Origin of the sequence: Bacillus solitudinis, from assembly GCF_002797395.1 — a bacterium.
Classification (GTDB): Bacteria; Bacillota; Bacilli; order Bacillales; family Bacillaceae_D; genus Halalkalibacter_A; species Halalkalibacter_A solitudinis.
Window position 1 is genome coordinate 3314430 of sequence record NZ_KZ454943.1, and the last position, 15913, is coordinate 3330342.

Below are 15913 nucleotides of genomic sequence, written 5' to 3' on the forward strand. Positions count from 1 at the left end.
TATGAGTTCATTTTATGATTTGATTTTTGATGAGAAAAAAATTTGGGATAAGGAATTATTAATTACTAATGTAAAAGGGTATTCACTTCGCGACATGCATACGATGGTTGATAAATTTATAAACCTTTTACAAGCTGAAGGGGACATAAACGGAAAGAAAGTTGCTTCGTTAATACCAAATTTACCAACGTACTTTTCTCTATTAATAGCAGTAAATAAGCTTGGTGGTACGTTTATTCCGTTGAGTCATCAATATAGAAGTGAGGATTTAGCTAATGTTCTTAACCTTACTACCCCTAATATCATTATTAGTGTGAAAGCACAAAATGGTATTCCGTTTAAAGAAATGATAAGTGAGTGGGCTAAGAGTAAGAAAGCGAAGACGGTCCTTTTTTTTTACGATGAAGGTAAATTAAATAAGCAAGTAATACCTGGTAATGAAGATAGGTTAAGGAATGAAAAAGTCGATTTTATTGCCTGTACTTCTGGTAGTACAGGTGTACCAAAAGGAATTAAATTAAAAGCAAATGCAATAAACCATTGGACAGAGGGTCTTTTATGGGGATTAGAGTTAAAGCAAAACGATCGTATATTTCTAACCATTCCTAATACAACCCCATATGGAATTTGTTGGTTGCTAACTTGTTTTAAACATCAAATTCAGATGGTCATACCTGAAGGTTTTGATATCCCAATTGTCATGAATTTATTGAAAGAATACCCTTGTAATAAAATTGCTACCACGCCTTCGCTTTTTAAAGGGATTTTTATGTTTGCTAATAAAATAAGCCCAGCTAGTTTGGAGCATTTTGAATTAGGTAGTCTAGCTGGTGAACAAGTTAGTGATGACTTTATAAAACTAATGAAAGAGTTTAAAAGTTGTCGTTTGAAAAATAGTTATGGTTTGTCTGAGCAAGGAGTTTTAATGTTTTCAAATGACATAAGAAGTGATGTTGTAGAATGGTCGGTTGTGGAAGGGAACGGAAACCAATTTAAAGTAAATGATATTTCATCTGATGGTAGTGGAGAACTTATGTTTAAGACTTCCTTTGGATTTGATGGATATTATTTGAATGATGAATTGACACAAGATTCTTTCACAAAAGATGGTTGGTTTTATACAGGAGATTTAGTGCGAGTTAATAATCAGAACAAGATAGAACTTATTGGTAGGAAGAAACAGATGATTAAAAAAGGCGGTGTACAAGTAATTCCCGCGGAAGTAGAACGGGTTTTAAATCAATACCCAATGGTTTTACAATCAGCTGTTGTTGGTATCCCTCACTCTACTTATGGGGAAGATATAATAGCTTTTATCGTATCTGAGCCCGAACTGAGTTTACAAGAATTATATTCATTCACAAGGGAGAAGATTTCTAGTTTTAAGGTACCTAGTAAAATTATAGAAATCAATGAAATGCCTATTATTCAAGGGAAATTAGACAAAGTTACTTTGGGGAAAATGGCATTAGAAATAGGGGGCGCTAGAGAATGAAGAACAAAACGACTACATTGAGAACACAATTCTTATCTAGGTTACTAATTATTGTATTGCTAATTGCATTCATTTCCGGTGCGCTGCAGTTATATTTTATGAAAGAACAGATTGCTGAAAATGTTGAAAATAAGTCGATCGTCTTAGCACAAGGCATTGAACAAGGAATGGAAGAAACGAATTTAGCAGCTGAATCTATAGAACATCAAATTGATTTAAGATTGGAGTCTTATTCAAAACGAATTGCCGATGAACTTGAAGGTCAGCCCTTGGATAACATAACGACAGAAGAACTTGTCAAAATTCGAGATGATCTTGAGCTTACAGGCATAACACTTTTCGCAAAGCAAGAAGATGATATCGTGGGAGTGAAATCTACGGATCAAACAGAAATAGGATTTAGCTTTAAGAAAATAGGATACCCAGCAGGTTTTGATGCTTTAAATATGCTATATGAAAATGAACTAGTAACAAATGGAGCAACCTACTCTACAAAAAATATGTTTGTATTGCCAATCACACAATCTGGTTCTCATGGACAGGAACCTATTTTCTTTAAATATGCTTATTATCTGGAGCCAGATAGTACTTATATCATTAATGCTTATCTTGAATCAAATGAAATCTATCATTTTATTAAAGAGGTAGGCCCAGATTCTTGGATTGAACGTATGAAAGACAAAAATCTCTTTGTTAAAGAAATTGCAGTTTTAGATCCACGTGTTTTCGAAGACCCAGAGTTAGAAACAAAGTTGTTTCCACCATTAAAGAAAATTGTACACGGAGAATATAGTTATCAAGATTCAAAAGATGAATCACTTTTAATAAATATGATAAAAAAACCGAAAAGCTCCAATTATATTGGAAGCTATAACGGTGAAAAAGTTTATAAAATGTTTTTGCCTACTAAAGAGGGAAAAGTAGTTTATATCGGTTTAGATTACAGTGCTTTAAGTGGTCCTCTTATTCGTCATTCTTTGATTTTATTAATAACAGGTCTAGTCTCACTCGTTGCTTTATTTTTAATAACTGCAAGTTTTTTTAATAAAATTTACGAGAAAATTTCACATATTAAATCTCAAATTAAACAACTAGAAAATGGAGATTTAACTCCACAGAACGGTTTAGAAGATGGGAGTGAATTAGGAAGATTATCTGAAAGTGTGAACAGAACGGCAATAGGGCTAAATAAGTTGGTTACTGATACACAAGAGCAAGCAACGAAAACCCAAAATCTTTCCGTATTATTAGAAACCGAAGCCTCTCAATCGGTTGAAAAGATGTACGAGCTTTCGACTGAAACGACTACTAAAGCAAGAGAACAATTATTCGAGATTATTGAGTTCTTAGAAGGGGTTGAACAAGTGCTTCAGCCTTATAATGATAATGAAAATGTTGAGAAAACCTTGGGACAAGTAGAAGCTATGAAAGTCATTGCGAACGAGCGGACCTCTACTACAACAGGTATGACTATTACTCTGTCAGATTTACTTAAGTCATTACATGGGCAATCCAGCGAGCTGTCAGACATTTCGAATAATTTACTCGAAAAAATATCGAAATTTAAATTAAATTAGTCAGGGATAATGAAGGAAAGTATGGAAACTTTTAAAAAAAGGAGAGACGTTATGAAAAAAGCAAGAGTGTCCCTATTAATTATGATGATTTTAATGACACTAAGTTTAATAGGTTGTGGGACAAATCAAGGGGAAAGTCCATCTTCGGATATGGTCAGTGCTTCACAAGAAGATGTCCATATTTTCAAAATTGCCCATATTGGACCTGAAAGCAATATATGGACAAAGGTAATGGTTAAATTTAATGAAGAATTAGTAGAGCAATCAGATGGTCGATTAAGTTTAGAATTATATCCAAATGCAGTTCTTGGTAACGAACCTGATTTGATGTTACAAATGAATACCGGTTCTCTTGATATGGCTTTTATTACTGCAGCAGAATTAACCAATCGTTCTAGTAGTTTTAATGCATGGTTTTTACCATTTCTCTTAGAAGATACTCATACAGCTAAAATTATGACTGAAACTGATGAGGCAAAAGCTATTCTTGATTCTCTTAGTGAAGATGAAGGTGTGCATGCCTTAGGGTATACCTTTATCGAAACAAGACATATTCTAATGAGGGATTCTTTAGTAAATGATGTAGACGAATTAAGAGGAAAGAAGATACGTGTCACACCAAGCCCGGTCATTATTTCTTGGTGGGAATCATTAGGAGTTGCACCAACTCCCATTCCGTTACCTGATGTTTACTCAGCTTTACAAACAGGCGTAATTGATGGTATTGATATTGGTCCAATCGGTGTTATGACTAGTAATTTATATGAGTCAGGAAAAAGTTTGACGAAACTAAATCATATGATGTTCACAGGTGTCTCTTTTGTTAGTGAAAAGATATGGAACAATTTATCTAATGAGGATCAAAAACTTATCCAGGCCGCTTTTAATGTCGCGAAGGAGTATAACTTCGAATTAAGCGAAGAATTAGAGCGTGAGAGTTTTGCAGAATTTGAGGTTCAGAATGGCAAAATTGGTCAAATTGAAGATTTACAACTTATTTATGAGAAGGCAGAAGAATTTAATAATAAATATTCAGAAAGCGATGAGAAAATTAAAGCGTTCATTGAAAAAGCGAAAGAAATTAGGCCTAATTAATTATTGTTACCATAAAAAGGAGGTAACGTATGGCAATGAAGGGACGAACCACGAGCAATTCAACAATCCAGAATGATGTTAAAGTGTTTGGAACCATTGCCGACCATACAACATACTTAGGGAAAATTAGTTGTTTCTTTGAACGCATCATTATGTATTTATGTATGATGACGGTTGGGACGCTTTGTCTCGACCTGATCTTGGCAGTTTTCTCGCGATATCTTTTCCAAAAACCGATCATTGTAGCAGATGAACTAGCGTTATTATTGTTAGCTAATGTCACTTTCTTAGGAGCAAGTTTAAGTGTAAAACGAAATGAAATGGTAGCAGTTACCATTTTGATAGAACGACTTGGTCGGTTTTATTGGATAGCTCAAGCCTTTATACAAGCCTTAATATTACTATTTTCTCTACTACTATTAATGTATGCATACGTATGGATAACATCTCCAAATGTAATAAACAATACAACAGCAGCTTTAGGCCTACCAATGTGGATACCTTATCTAGTTTTTCCTTTTTCAATGTTTACAACGTGTATCTTTTGCTTGAATAACATACAAAACATAGTTAAAAAGCATTTACAAGTTGAAAGAAAAACATAAGAAGGGATGAACTTAGGTGGTAATAATATTAATGATATTTCTGGGATTGTTATTGCTTGGCGTACCTATTGCATACATCTTAGGAATTACTTCGGTCATTTATATGTTTGTAAGCAATAATACAATTTTGTTATTATCAAGCCCGCAACGTATGTTTTCGGGCACCTTGAACTATAGCTTATTAGCAATTCCCTTATTTGTTTTGGTTGGAGAGCTAATGAATTCAGGTGGGATTACAAATCGTTTAATTTATTTCGCTAAAGTATTATTAGGACATTTTCGTGGAGGCTTAGCTTATGTAAATATAGCAGCCAATATGTTTTTAGCTTCTATATTAGGGTCTGCAAATGCACAAACAGCCATGATGAGCAGAGTAATGGTTCCTGCTATGGAGAAAGAGGGGTATACAAAAGAATTTAGTTCTGCTGTTACGGTATCAGCTTCTCTTATGGGACCAGTTATTCCTCCGAGTTTGGCGTTTATTCTTTACGCCGTGGTAGCCGAAACCTCTGTTTCAAAAATGTTTTTGGCAGGTATTATTCCCGGAATTCTAATTGGTTTGAGTTTAGTGATTCTTATCTATTTTATTTCTATTAAGGAGAGTTTTCCAAGGTCGAAGAAATCAACACTAAAAGAAATACTTCTAGCTTTATTTTCTGTGATTCCGGCTTTAGCTGTTCCAAGTATAATTTTAGTAGGAATATTATCTGGGGCATTTACCGCAACAGAATCCTCTGCGGTTGCTGCTTTAATAGCTTTTACAATAGGAGTATTTTTATATCGTGAATTAAAGTTTAGAGATATTCCGGAAATATTAGTTAGGACGGCTATGAATTCAGCTATTGTAACATTTCTTGTTGCGATGGCTAATATATTTGGCTGGGTGCTAGCTATAGAAAGAGTTCCACAAATTATTGGGGAATCGTTAATAATGTTATCTGACAACCCTTTTGTATTCTTGCTATTGACCAATATATTGTTTTTACTAGTAGGTATGGTTCTAGAAGGAATTGCAGCTATGATCATCTTAGTACCTGTATTGTTACCAGTTGCCATTAGTTTTGGAATTGATCCTATTCAATTTGGTATCATTATTTGCATAAATTTAACGATAGGATTAATCACGCCACCTGTCGGAACTGCTTTATTTATTGCTTCATCAGTAGGCAAAGTAAAGATTGAAAAATTATCGCGGGCGTTAGTACCTTTTCTTGCAGTTTCTATCATTATACTAATGATTGTTACATATATGCCTGCGATAACTTTATGGCTGCCGAATTTATTTAAATAAGAAATAGAATGACAGTACGTAAATGAAAGGTAGGGAATGGTATGACGCTTACAGTTGAAGTGATAAAAAGTGAAATAGAAGTAACGTTAAAACTTAAAGGTGTTTTAGATATTTCGACGACCAATCTTATTGACCCTTACTTGGAAGAAATTGATGAAAAGATAATTAGCCTAAATATCGATTTTGGTGGATTAGAATTTATTGATTCCACCGGGATTGGCTCAATCATGAATGCCATTCATTTATCCCAGGAGAAAAATTTCAAATTAAGACTTCAAGGGATTGATGAAATAACTCATCAAGTTTTTGAATTAGTAGGGCTATATACAGTTTTAGAGGCGATACAGGGGGAGGTTGTATGATGTTTAAAGATAGTCTTAGTTATTCAACTGAAGTGTCTACTACAATGGATAAAACACTACAAAGAGAAATTAACCTAGCTAGAAATATACAATCTCAGCTTTTAAATGGAAAAACGCCTGAATTTGAAGGAGGACAAGTTTGCGGTTCATCGCTCCCTGCTAGATTAATTGGTGGCGATTATTATGACTTTTACCCTCTTGTTAACGGGAAAATCCGTTTGGTAATCGGTGATGTGATGGGGAAGGGTATCCCTGCTGCGATGCTAATGATTTTAACGAGAGGTGCCTTTCGGAGTGCAGCAGAAAGTACACAAAGTCCAGGTGATACGCTATCGGCAATAAATAATGCGATATATCAAGATTTACGAACATTAAAATCATTTGTCACGTTATTTTGTGCAGATTGGGATCCGGTAACTAAAATCCTAACTTTTGCAAATGCTGGTCATAATCCGCCTCTTCATTTAAAAAAGAAAGACAACTCGATCACAGAGTTTCCAAAAGTAAAAGGAATTATGATAGGCGGTCTACCAAACCAAGTTTATAAAGAAGGTTCTATTCAGCTAGATGAGCAAGATACGGCCTTTTTTTATACAGATGGAATTGTTGAAGCGATTAATAAAAACGGTGAACAATTTAAATTAGAGCGTTTGAAAAAGACATTATTTAACAATAATGAAAAAGCTGTTGGGGAAATGGAACAGAGTGTGATGGACTCGGTAAATCAATTTACTGATGGCGTGCCTCAAAAAGATGATATTACTATGGTTCTTTTAAAAGTAGGAAAACAAAAATCTGATATTACTAGTTTAAATTCTCCAGTAATGAGATAGGGGGATACAAGGATGCAAAGTATTGTTTCAAAAGGTAGAGATATAAATGAAGCGATATTGTTAGGTTTAGATTTAATGGAGACGACAAGAAAAAATGTGAACATTGAAATTATTCAACAAGATACGAAAGGTTTTTTAGGTGTTTTCTCTAAAGAAGCGATTGTGAAACTTACCAAGCTTGAAGCTAGCACTCCACGCGAAGAAGCCAATTCTAAAACCGATTCATTTGATATTGCTGAACAACTAGTCATGTCAATAGTTGATGAAGAAACAGAACGAGTTACGACATCAAAGGACCAAGAATTGGAAAATACTAATGCAAACAATCATGAAACACTGTCACTTGAAGGGAAGGTTTGGGTAAAGAATGGCCAAATTTGTTACCAATCATCAGAGGATCAGTATCCACTAGTCACGATCAGTGAAGACATAGAGGTGTTAAAGAATAATCAAATCGTAAAAGAAAAAACATTTATCATATCTGAGAAAGATTTTTTAGAAGTGAAAGTGGAAAATGAAAAGATAGACACTAAATGGAAAACCACAGTGGACAGAGATAAATTACAAGTTATCCTGCATGTAGAGCCTGGTTACAATCTTATTCATGAAATTCCTGATATAGAGCCAGAACACCATATTAAATTAGTAGTCGAAGAAAAGAAAGAACTTCATAACTCTCTCAATTATGAGAGCGTAATTGAACAGTTAGAAAGATTAAGTGTCACAAAGGGATATTACAACCATGATCAAATAATGAAAGCAATTGAAACAAAAGAATCGGGAGCATTTGAAATTGCAACAGGCATCAAACCTAATCCAGGAAAAGATGGTTGGATTGAATTAAAAGTTGATATCGAAGGAGAAGAAGGACTAAAAGAAGATGAAAAAGGTCTAATTGACTTTCGAGAAATTCAAACAATCCCAAATGTTAAAAGAGGAGAAGTAATTGCTATTGTTCATCCACCTATTCCGGGGGAAGCAGGATATACGGTAACAAATGAAGTCCTTCCTGCTAAACAAACGTTTGCTATCGTGCTTAGAGCAGGAATAGGGGCTACGATTATTGACAATATGGTTGTTGCAACCGAATCAGGACGCCCTCAATTAGAAAAAAGGGGTCAGCTCATTAAAGTTACTGTTATTCCAAAATTAATTCATCCAGGAAATGTAGATTTAAGTTCTGGAAATTTGCGTTTTATGGGTGATATCGAAATTATCGGTGGGGTCGAGGAAAAAATGGTCGTTGTAGCTGAAGGAGATATTATCGTCCATAAAACCGTCTATAATGGATCTCTTACCTCATCTGGATCGATTATAACATCAGGTAATATCATTAGTTCAGACCTCTCAGCTGGTAAGAATAATATACTAGTAGCAGAATTGGGACAGTTACTTGGGATCCTTCATCAACAATCTGAAAATATGATAGCAGTTATCCAACAACTAACGAAAGCCTCTGCATTTAAAGATAATGATTTGGCTAAAGGGGGTTTACAACCGTTAATTCGAATATTAATAGAGAAAAAGTTCAAAAGTTTCCCTGTATTGGCAAAGAAATATGTAGATGCTGTAAGAAAAGGAGGGGATTCCGTAGATAAGGATTGGAAAGAGATAGCGGTTTTGTTAACGCAACTTTTCTTATTGTTAACTAAAGAGGCGACCTCCTTAGAACGAATCATTCATTTGTCAGATAAAATGAAAGAACTGCATGAAATCAGTAAAACTCCAATTGAACCTAATTCCTTTATAAGAATTCCAAATGCATTGAACAGTACGCTATATTCAAGTGGCGATGTTATGATTACTGAGGATGGTTGTGTGAATACTAAGGTTCATGCAGGAGGATTGTTAAATATCATTGGCACAATTCGTGGTGGGGAAGTATACGGGAAGGCGGGTGTTGAAATTAATGAGGCCGGGTCTGAAATTGGAACTCATACGGTTATCGCTGTCCCAAGTGACCAGAAAATAAAGATTAATAAAGCAATGGAAGGTACCTCAATTAAGATAGGTAATGTGAAGTATACCTTTAAAGAAACGAGATATCTTGTAAGAGCTCATCTAGATGAAAAAGAACAAATTGTGCTTGATTAATGAATGGAGGAATTACTATGTTTAGTTTTTCAACAGAAGAAATTAGTGAACATCTTGAAGTGAAATTAGAGGGAGATTTAGATATAGAAGGTACAGAAGTGGTTGAAGAAAATTTGATGCCGATTATGGAAAAACATTCATCTGTGAGTGTAGACTTTGCTAGAGTACAATTTATTGATTCCTCTGGTATGGGCTTACTTCTTACTTTAGTAAAAACCTTGCACGAAAAAGAAATAATCGTAACAATTAAGGATGTAAGGGAAGACGTGATGGAAGTGTTTGAATTGTTACAAATCCCAGAAATACTTGGAGAGGGAGTTTTTGTGTAAAGATATATGTTAACGATATGAGGTGTTAACTTATGAGACATAGAAGGAGTGAAGCTTTTCGTTTTTTATTTGAAGTTCCAATCTCTGCTTTTTTTTCAATCATTGAAGTGAATGGAAAATTGTTTGACACTTCAGAAGGTAAAGCTCAAATAATTGACTTAAGTCCTAATGGTATGAAATTAAATACTTCTTTAAGAATCCCAATTTCTGAGCAAAACAAAGTAAAAATCTCTGTGCGCTTTTCATTAAATGAAAATGAATATTTGCTAATCGGGAGAATCGTTTGGAGTAAAGAACAACTTGGGGAACTTATATATGGCATTCATTTATCTGCAGATACAAGTGTGAAGCAAGAGCTGATGGAGGAACTGAAACTTTTTTCTCGGTCACTATCTAATAAATGTCTTAATAATTAAGTCTTGGGTTTCTAAGTTTGAAGAATTTCAGAATAGATGGAGAAAAAGATGTTGGTTTAAGAAACCTTCTTTCTGATACTCCAAATAATGAGACATAGCATAAAGGGTTGAATCGCCTCGTACTTATAGAGTGGGTTCAACCTTTTTAATGAATGAAAAAGCATCGCTCGCCCTAGACCGAGTCGATGCTTTTTTAGCTGAAAGATTTGCGGTGAAAAAACAAATAAGGAGTTTGTTCCCATAGAAGATCCTCATTCCTCTAGACATAAAGCGTTCCTTTTACCTCCTCAAATTGTCCTGGCGTCATACCCATCACAAACAATTAGATAAAAAATTTTTTTGAATTATGTTTGGTTAAAAAGCAAGCGGGTAAAACATGGACTGTACGAACTTGAATTTCTGCAGGAGGTGTTTTACTTGAATTTAAATAAGGATTTATATCCGTCTCGAAAAGGAAACAAAACAAAGGTAATGGAAAGAAATTCTCCAATCGTATATTCAAAGGGAGTAGAGGGTCCATTAAAGAAAGACCAGTTACAGAGCTATGAAGACAAAGGATACATTATTCTTAAAGATGTGTTTAATAGTGAAGAAGTCGATCTTATGAAATCAGAACTCTCTCAAACAATGAAAGAAAATGTGAATGAAGGCGAAGGGGTTATTAAAGAGCCAACTAGCAATGAAATCCGTTCGGTATTCGATGTCCATAAGGATGGACAATTCTTTCAGCGATTAGCCCAAAATGACCGCATTACAAAAGTGGCAGAGCAAATTCTCGGCAGTAAAGTATATATGAACCAATCGAGAATTAATTTTAAACCAGGGTTTAAAGGGAAAGAGTTTTATTGGCATTCGGATTTTGAGACGTGGCATACAGAAGATGGGATGCCAGATATGCGCGCCCTCAGCTGTTCAATTATCCTCACAGATAACTATGAATTTAATGGACCGCTGATGCTTATTCCTGGCTCTCATAAATGGTACGTTTCTTGTGCAGGAGAAACACCAGCTGATAACTACAAATCTTCGTTAAAGCAGCAAGTGGCGGGTACACCAGATGAAGAGAGTTTATTATGGTTAACCGAACAAGCGGGTGGAAAGATTGACCGAGCGACAGGTCCTGCAGGTTCTGTATTATTTTTCGATAGTAATACAATGCATGGTTCTAATGGAAACTTATCCCCATATCCGCGTTGTAACGTTTTCTTCGTCTTTAACTCGGTTGAAAATAAACTAGTACAGCCGTTTTCAGGACAAGCACCAAGACCAGAGTTCTTAGCTAACAGAAAAAGCTTTGAGCCAATTGAACCTAAAAGTGGGCTACTAACGGAAATGTTCAGCCGATAATAAAAGATAGATAGAGAAGCTGGGAAGAGAGGCGAATGAAAAGTACTGTTGGCAAAAATCGTTAATAAAGAGCTGCGTAATTCTAGATTGAATTTTATAAAGGAGGTGAGAATATGACACAAAAGGATTTTGCTATTCACGAAGTACTTGAAGTGCATGAAATTCTCACGATTAAAAATGTTTGTGCTGCAAAGTCTTCTATCATGCAAGGTTTAGCCGCTGACAAAAAGTTGAAAGGATTACTTGAAGATGATGCAAGAATGTCGCAAAAGGCAGTGAAACAACTAAAAGCTATTTTAGAAGAGGCCAAATAAGGAGGTATATTAAAGGTGACTAGTATATTAGATAAACTAAACAACAAAGAGTTAATCACTGATGAGATAATTGCTACGGATCTTTTAGTTTCCGCAAAAGCTGTTATGCGGTGGCGATAACGGAAACCGCTAGCCCAGAAATCCATAGAACATTGAAGGAACAAATGGATGAGGCGATAGAGGCTCATCACAAAATTGCTACTTACATGATTGAAAATGAGATGTATCATGCTTATGATATCAAAGAGCAAATTAAGCATGATCTTAAAAAAGCTGATGTGGCATTAGAAATGCCTACAGAAAATAATTAAAGTGCAGAATTTATCTAAAAGAAAATGTTCCATCTCTAATTTTTATCATAAGAATATTATAAATTTAGTTTCATTTTACTATTTTAAAATAGTAAAATGAAAACAGTTTAAAAGAATAATAGAGGTGGTAATTTAAATAATGCAGCACCCAACCAAAGATTCCAAGGAGGCAGATTGAAATGGCTAACAATAATTCAAATCAAAACAACAACTCTAACGGAACGATGAGTCGTGAGGAAGCAGGTAGAAAAGGCGGAGAAGAAAACGCAAGAAGACATGACAGGGAACATTTTGAAGAAATTGGTCAAAAAGGTGGAAGAAATTCTTCTGGAAACCAATCTACGACAAACAACAACAACAGCAGCAACAGCAGCAACGGCCACAACGGCAACAACGGCAGCAACGGCAACAACAGCAACAACAACAGCAACAGCAACAGCAGCAACAACGGCAACAACAGCAACAGCAACAACGGCAACAACGGCAACAACGGCAACAATAGCAACAACAACAGCAACAACGGCAACAACAGCAACAGCAACAACAACAACAATTCAAACCAAAACAACAATAACTCTAACGGAACGATGAGTCGTGAGGAAGCAGGTAGAAAAGGCGGAGAAGAAAACGCAAGAAGACATGACAGGGAACATTTTGAAGAAATTGGTCAAAAAGGTGGAAGAAATTCTTCTGGAAACCAATCTACGACCAGCAACAACAACAGCAGCAACAGCAGCAACGGCCACAACGGCAACAACGGCAGCAACGGCAACAACAGCAACAACAACAGCAACAGCAACAGCAGCAACAACGGCAACAACAGCAACAGCAACAACGGCAACAACGGCAACAACGGCAACAATAGCAACAACAACAGCAACAACGGCAACAACAGCAACAGCAACAACAACAACAATTCAAACCAAAACAACAATAACTCTAACGGAACGATGAGTCGTGAGGAAGCAGGTAGAAAAGGCGGAGAAGAAAACGCAAGAAGACATGACAGGGAACATTTTGAAGAAATTGGTCAAAAAGGTGGAAGAAATTCTTCTGGAAACCAATCTACAACAAACAACAGCAACAATAGCAACAACAACGGGAATAGTAACAATAGTAGAAACTAAATAAGATGTTGTGGAAGGTGGACACTCTTCACCATGGTATATATTAAGCTAAGCTTCGGCCTTTTCCTACTAGTAGGAAAAGGCCGTTCAACTTTCTTGAAATTGACTTAAATCGTATAATTTAACCAGTCTCCAAGAGAACCTCCCATTTTTTCATAAAATCGTCGAGCACGGTTATTATTAGGTGCAGTTACCCACGCCATGTGTGCATACCCATTTTCTTTTGTGAAATCTTCACATGATTTAAATAGTTCCTGGGCTACTCCAGAACCTCTTAAGTGTTCAACTACAAATAAATCATTCATGATAGTGATTTTGTCTGCTTTTGTTGTACTAAAACTAAAATATAAGGTAGCAAAGCCAACAATTGTACTTTCTTTTTCAGCGATGAATTGAATACCACTATTTTTTTCTAATAAAGTCTCAAATAAATTTTGTTGCTTTTCAATCGGTGGCTTAGGTCTTTTGTAAAAGCACACAATATATTGGTTCATTAAATTGGAAAGTTGGTGATAATCTTCTTGTTTCGTATTTCTGATTATAAGGGACATTTTGGCATTTCTCCTTTTTTTTCTTTATTATTATATTGCATAAATTTACATTAAAATGAAAATTTATGCAATACTGATAATTTAGTAACTTATATATATCAAACAATCAATGGGCAAGAGTTCGAAAAACAGAAAAGGATTTGTTCAAAACGGTGAAACTGACAGGATAGTCACAGGTAAACTTTTTAGGAGGTAAGTTGAAATGGATAAATTGATTATTATTGTAACAGGTGCAGCTCAAGGAATTGGTAAGGAAATTGCATTAACTTATGCGCAAAAAGGTCACTCTGTTATTGCTGCAGATATCGATGGAGAGGCTGTTAGTCAATTTGAAAAAGAATTGATAGAGCAAGGATTAGATGTTCATGCTGTTAAATGTGACGTAAGAAAAGAAGACCATATTATTGAAATGGTTCAACAGATTGAACATCAATTTCAACACATTGATGTGTTAATTAATAATGCCGGAATCTCAAAGGCATCGTATCCTAATGAGTTAACACTGCAGCAATGGGATGATATATTAAATACAAATTTAAGAGGTGCTTTCTTATGTACGAGGGAAGTGTCGAAGGTGATGAAAAAGAAAAGTCGTGGTTCCATTGTCAATATTGCCTCGACGCGTGCGTTTATGTCAGAGACTAACTCTGAGGCATATGCCGCTTCAAAAGGGGGGCTCATTGCACTAACGCATGCATCAGCTGCTTCGCTTTCAGAATACCGGATTCAAGTTAATTCGATTAGCCCTGGTTGGATTCATACCGGAAGCGAAGATGAACTGAGAGAGATTGACCATGAGCAACATTTATCAAGGCGAGTTGGCAAGCCTAGTGATATCGCCAGAGCATGTCTGTTTTTAACGAATCCAGAAAATGACTTTATCACTGCTGAAAACATCACTCTCGATGGAGGAATGACCAAAAAAATGATATACGAGCATTAAGAGGAGGTTGTGAGCCATAAGGTCACTTTTTGACCTAATGGCCCACCTAAGCTTAAGCAATGTGAGGAGTCGCCAGATTTTTGAGGATGAGTGGTTTTTCCTTCATAAGGCGGGTAAGACAACTGAGCCATTGCCATATCGTTTTATTTTTTGAGATAACTCCTCCAATGCTTAATTATTTCGTTAATATCCTTTGGTAAAATCAACGACGTTAATTGTTGGAGACTCTCCATTTATATACTGTTTTAAATTAGGGATGAATATATTCTCGATAACACGTTCATCATAGTATTCAGTTGATCCCGAGGTGTGGGGAGTGATAATTACATTTTCAAATCCCCATAACGGGCTAGCTTCATCAAGTGGTTCTGTTTCAAACACATCGAGTCCTGCACCAGCAAGTTGTCCTGAGTGTAAGGCGGCAATAAGTTCTCTTTCTACGACAACTTCACCGCGCCCAATATTAATAAAAAATGCTGATGGCTTCATTTGATTAAACTGTTCTGTACCAAAAAAGTGATAGGTGTCCTTTGTTAGTGGTAAGGTGACAACAACATAATCGCATCGAGGTAGAACGCTAGCTAATTGGTCAGGTTTGTGCATCTCATCTACAAATTCTTCCGTTTTACCTGAATGGCGTACGCCTAATATTGTCATTCCAAACGCCTTGGCAATTTTTGCTGTTTCTTTCCCGATTTCACCTACACCGATAATCCCAATAGTCTTTTGATGCATTTCGAGCTTTAAATCTGAGTGATGCCAGGTTTTTGTTTGTTGGTTTTTAACATATGCATGAATCTTTCTTGTTAAGCCAAGCATTAATGCGAAAATGGTTTCAGATATTGGGTAAGCATGTACTCCGTTAGCGCTTGTTACTTGAATATTTCTCGAGTGAAATGACTCTAGGGGTAAGCTATTGACTCCAGCACTCCACGTCTGAACCCAGCGAAGCTTCGAGTCATCGCGCAGACATGGTTCTGTTAGCGTATTTGTCCAGCCTGCAATCACCTCAGCTTCGTTTCCATGTTGCTGCCATGTCATTCGGTCTTTTCCACTAATAACCTCCCAGCCGGGGATGATGTTTTCTATCTTATGTACTAAATCCTCTGCAATGTTATGAGTGATAAAAAGTTTTCGTTTATTCATAGTAGACTCCCTTCCTAACCACATTTCTTTAAGTTTAACAGAAGTAGGAAAACCATCCATGAAGATTGACTTAATTT

The 15913-nt window shown here is 35.8% G+C and carries 19 protein-coding genes; 17 read left to right on the top strand and 2 right to left on the bottom strand.

What is annotated here, in order from left to right; genetic code table 11:
- Position 1: 1 nt before the first annotated feature.
- From CEF19_RS16245 to CEF19_RS24135, 16 genes are all read left to right on the top strand, one after another.
- Positions 2–1495: a class I adenylate-forming enzyme family protein gene (locus CEF19_RS16245; RefSeq protein WP_100407018.1), complete on the top strand. Its 1494-nt coding sequence runs from the start codon at positions 2–4 to the stop codon at positions 1493–1495.
- Positions 1492–3072 carry a methyl-accepting chemotaxis protein gene (locus tag CEF19_RS16250; RefSeq protein ID WP_100407019.1) on the top strand — a complete coding sequence of 527 codons (1581 nt, stop codon included), beginning with the start codon at positions 1492–1494 and terminating at the stop codon, positions 3070–3072. Before CEF19_RS16245 ends, CEF19_RS16250 begins: the two co-directional genes overlap by 4 nt.
- A 51-nt stretch (positions 3073–3123) precedes the next feature.
- Positions 3124–4167 carry a TRAP transporter substrate-binding protein gene (gene dctP / locus CEF19_RS16255; protein WP_157800980.1) on the top strand — a complete coding sequence of 348 codons (1044 nt, stop codon included), beginning with the start codon at positions 3124–3126 and terminating at the stop codon, positions 4165–4167.
- A gap of 29 nt (positions 4168–4196) precedes the next feature.
- Complete coding sequence (locus CEF19_RS16260; RefSeq protein ID WP_100407021.1) at positions 4197–4772, top strand: TRAP transporter small permease; 576 nt, start codon at positions 4197–4199, stop codon at positions 4770–4772.
- A 31-nt stretch (positions 4773–4803) separates the two neighbouring features.
- Positions 4804–6063, top strand: a complete 1260-nt coding sequence (locus CEF19_RS16265; protein ID WP_100407022.1) for a TRAP transporter large permease — start codon at positions 4804–4806, stop codon at positions 6061–6063.
- Positions 6064–6104: 41 nt separating this feature from the next.
- Complete coding sequence (locus CEF19_RS16270) at positions 6105–6425, top strand: STAS domain-containing protein (protein ID WP_100407023.1); 321 nt, start codon at positions 6105–6107, stop codon at positions 6423–6425.
- The gene (locus CEF19_RS16275) at positions 6425–7258 is read left to right on the top strand and encodes a PP2C family protein-serine/threonine phosphatase (RefSeq protein WP_100408345.1); all 834 of its coding nucleotides are present in this window, start codon (positions 6425–6427) and stop codon (positions 7256–7258) included. The genes CEF19_RS16270 and CEF19_RS16275 overlap by 1 nt, the downstream gene beginning before the upstream one ends.
- 12 nt (positions 7259–7270) lie before the next feature.
- Positions 7271–9352 carry a FapA family protein gene (locus CEF19_RS16280; RefSeq protein ID WP_100407024.1) on the top strand — a complete coding sequence of 694 codons (2082 nt, stop codon included), beginning with the start codon at positions 7271–7273 and terminating at the stop codon, positions 9350–9352.
- Between the two features lie 17 nt (positions 9353–9369).
- Complete coding sequence (locus tag CEF19_RS16285; protein WP_100407025.1) at positions 9370–9681, top strand: STAS domain-containing protein; 312 nt, start codon at positions 9370–9372, stop codon at positions 9679–9681.
- Positions 9682–9713: 32 nt separating this feature from the next.
- The gene (locus tag CEF19_RS16290) at positions 9714–10097 is read left to right on the top strand and encodes a PilZ domain-containing protein (protein ID WP_100407026.1); all 384 of its coding nucleotides are present in this window, start codon (positions 9714–9716) and stop codon (positions 10095–10097) included.
- Positions 10098–10514: 417 nt separating this feature from the next.
- Positions 10515–11444 (top strand): ectoine hydroxylase, encoded by a 930-nt coding sequence (gene thpD / locus CEF19_RS16300; RefSeq protein ID WP_319830079.1) that lies wholly within the window; start codon positions 10515–10517, stop codon positions 11442–11444.
- A gap of 113 nt (positions 11445–11557) precedes the next feature.
- Positions 11558–11758 carry a hypothetical protein gene (locus CEF19_RS16305; RefSeq protein ID WP_100407028.1) on the top strand — a complete coding sequence of 67 codons (201 nt, stop codon included), beginning with the start codon at positions 11558–11560 and terminating at the stop codon, positions 11756–11758.
- Between the two features lie 110 nt (positions 11759–11868).
- Positions 11869–12069, top strand: a complete 201-nt coding sequence (locus tag CEF19_RS16310) for a spore coat protein (protein WP_227522012.1) — start codon at positions 11869–11871, stop codon at positions 12067–12069.
- A 231-nt stretch (positions 12070–12300) separates the two neighbouring features.
- The gene (locus CEF19_RS24125) at positions 12301–12660 is read left to right on the top strand and encodes a hypothetical protein (protein ID WP_157800981.1); all 360 of its coding nucleotides are present in this window, start codon (positions 12301–12303) and stop codon (positions 12658–12660) included.
- 3 nt (positions 12661–12663) lie between these two features.
- Complete coding sequence (locus CEF19_RS24130; protein ID WP_157800982.1) at positions 12664–13023, top strand: hypothetical protein; 360 nt, start codon at positions 12664–12666, stop codon at positions 13021–13023.
- 3 nt (positions 13024–13026) lie between these two features.
- Positions 13027–13200, top strand: a complete 174-nt coding sequence (locus tag CEF19_RS24135; protein WP_157800983.1) for a hypothetical protein — start codon at positions 13027–13029, stop codon at positions 13198–13200.
- 103 nt (positions 13201–13303) lie between these two features.
- Here the strand turns inward: CEF19_RS24135 and CEF19_RS16325 are convergent, their stop codons facing one another.
- The gene (locus CEF19_RS16325) at positions 13304–13747 is read right to left on the bottom strand and encodes a GNAT family N-acetyltransferase (protein WP_100407031.1); all 444 of its coding nucleotides are present in this window, start codon (positions 13745–13747) and stop codon (positions 13304–13306) included.
- 202 nt (positions 13748–13949) lie between these two features.
- On the opposite strand from CEF19_RS16325, the gene CEF19_RS16330 reads away from it, so the two are divergent.
- Complete coding sequence (locus CEF19_RS16330; protein ID WP_100407032.1) at positions 13950–14690, top strand: SDR family NAD(P)-dependent oxidoreductase; 741 nt, start codon at positions 13950–13952, stop codon at positions 14688–14690.
- A 183-nt stretch (positions 14691–14873) separates the two neighbouring features.
- On the opposite strand, the gene CEF19_RS16335 is transcribed toward CEF19_RS16330, so the two are convergent.
- The gene (locus CEF19_RS16335; protein WP_100407033.1) at positions 14874–15836 is read right to left on the bottom strand and encodes a D-2-hydroxyacid dehydrogenase; all 963 of its coding nucleotides are present in this window, start codon (positions 15834–15836) and stop codon (positions 14874–14876) included.
- Positions 15837–15913: the final 77 nt, after the last annotated feature.

Bases quoted from the DNA above. Each gene is read 5' to 3' on its own strand.
- CEF19_RS16245 (WP_100407018.1), top strand. From the start codon at position 2: ATGAGTTCATTTTATGATTTGATTTTTGATGAGAAAAAAATTTGGGAT.
- CEF19_RS16250 (WP_100407019.1), top strand. From the start codon at position 1,492: ATGAAGAACAAAACGACTACATTGAGAACACAATTCTTATCTAGGTTA.
- dctP (WP_157800980.1), top strand. From the start codon at position 3,124: ATGAAAAAAGCAAGAGTGTCCCTATTAATTATGATGATTTTAATGACA.
- CEF19_RS16260 (WP_100407021.1), top strand. From the start codon at position 4,197: ATGGCAATGAAGGGACGAACCACGAGCAATTCAACAATCCAGAATGAT.
- CEF19_RS16265 (WP_100407022.1), top strand. From the start codon at position 4,804: ATGATATTTCTGGGATTGTTATTGCTTGGCGTACCTATTGCATACATC.
- CEF19_RS16270 (WP_100407023.1), top strand. From the start codon at position 6,105: ATGACGCTTACAGTTGAAGTGATAAAAAGTGAAATAGAAGTAACGTTA.
- CEF19_RS16275 (WP_100408345.1), top strand. From the start codon at position 6,425: ATGTTTAAAGATAGTCTTAGTTATTCAACTGAAGTGTCTACTACAATG.
- CEF19_RS16280 (WP_100407024.1), top strand. From the start codon at position 7,271: ATGCAAAGTATTGTTTCAAAAGGTAGAGATATAAATGAAGCGATATTG.
- CEF19_RS16285 (WP_100407025.1), top strand. From the start codon at position 9,370: ATGTTTAGTTTTTCAACAGAAGAAATTAGTGAACATCTTGAAGTGAAA.
- CEF19_RS16290 (WP_100407026.1), top strand. From the start codon at position 9,714: ATGAGACATAGAAGGAGTGAAGCTTTTCGTTTTTTATTTGAAGTTCCA.
- CEF19_RS16305 (WP_100407028.1), top strand. From the start codon at position 11,558: ATGACACAAAAGGATTTTGCTATTCACGAAGTACTTGAAGTGCATGAA.
- CEF19_RS16325 (WP_100407031.1), bottom strand. From the start codon at position 13,747: ATGTCCCTTATAATCAGAAATACGAAACAAGAAGATTATCACCAACTT.
- CEF19_RS16330 (WP_100407032.1), top strand. From the start codon at position 13,950: ATGGATAAATTGATTATTATTGTAACAGGTGCAGCTCAAGGAATTGGT.
- CEF19_RS16335 (WP_100407033.1), bottom strand. From the start codon at position 15,836: ATGAATAAACGAAAACTTTTTATCACTCATAACATTGCAGAGGATTTA.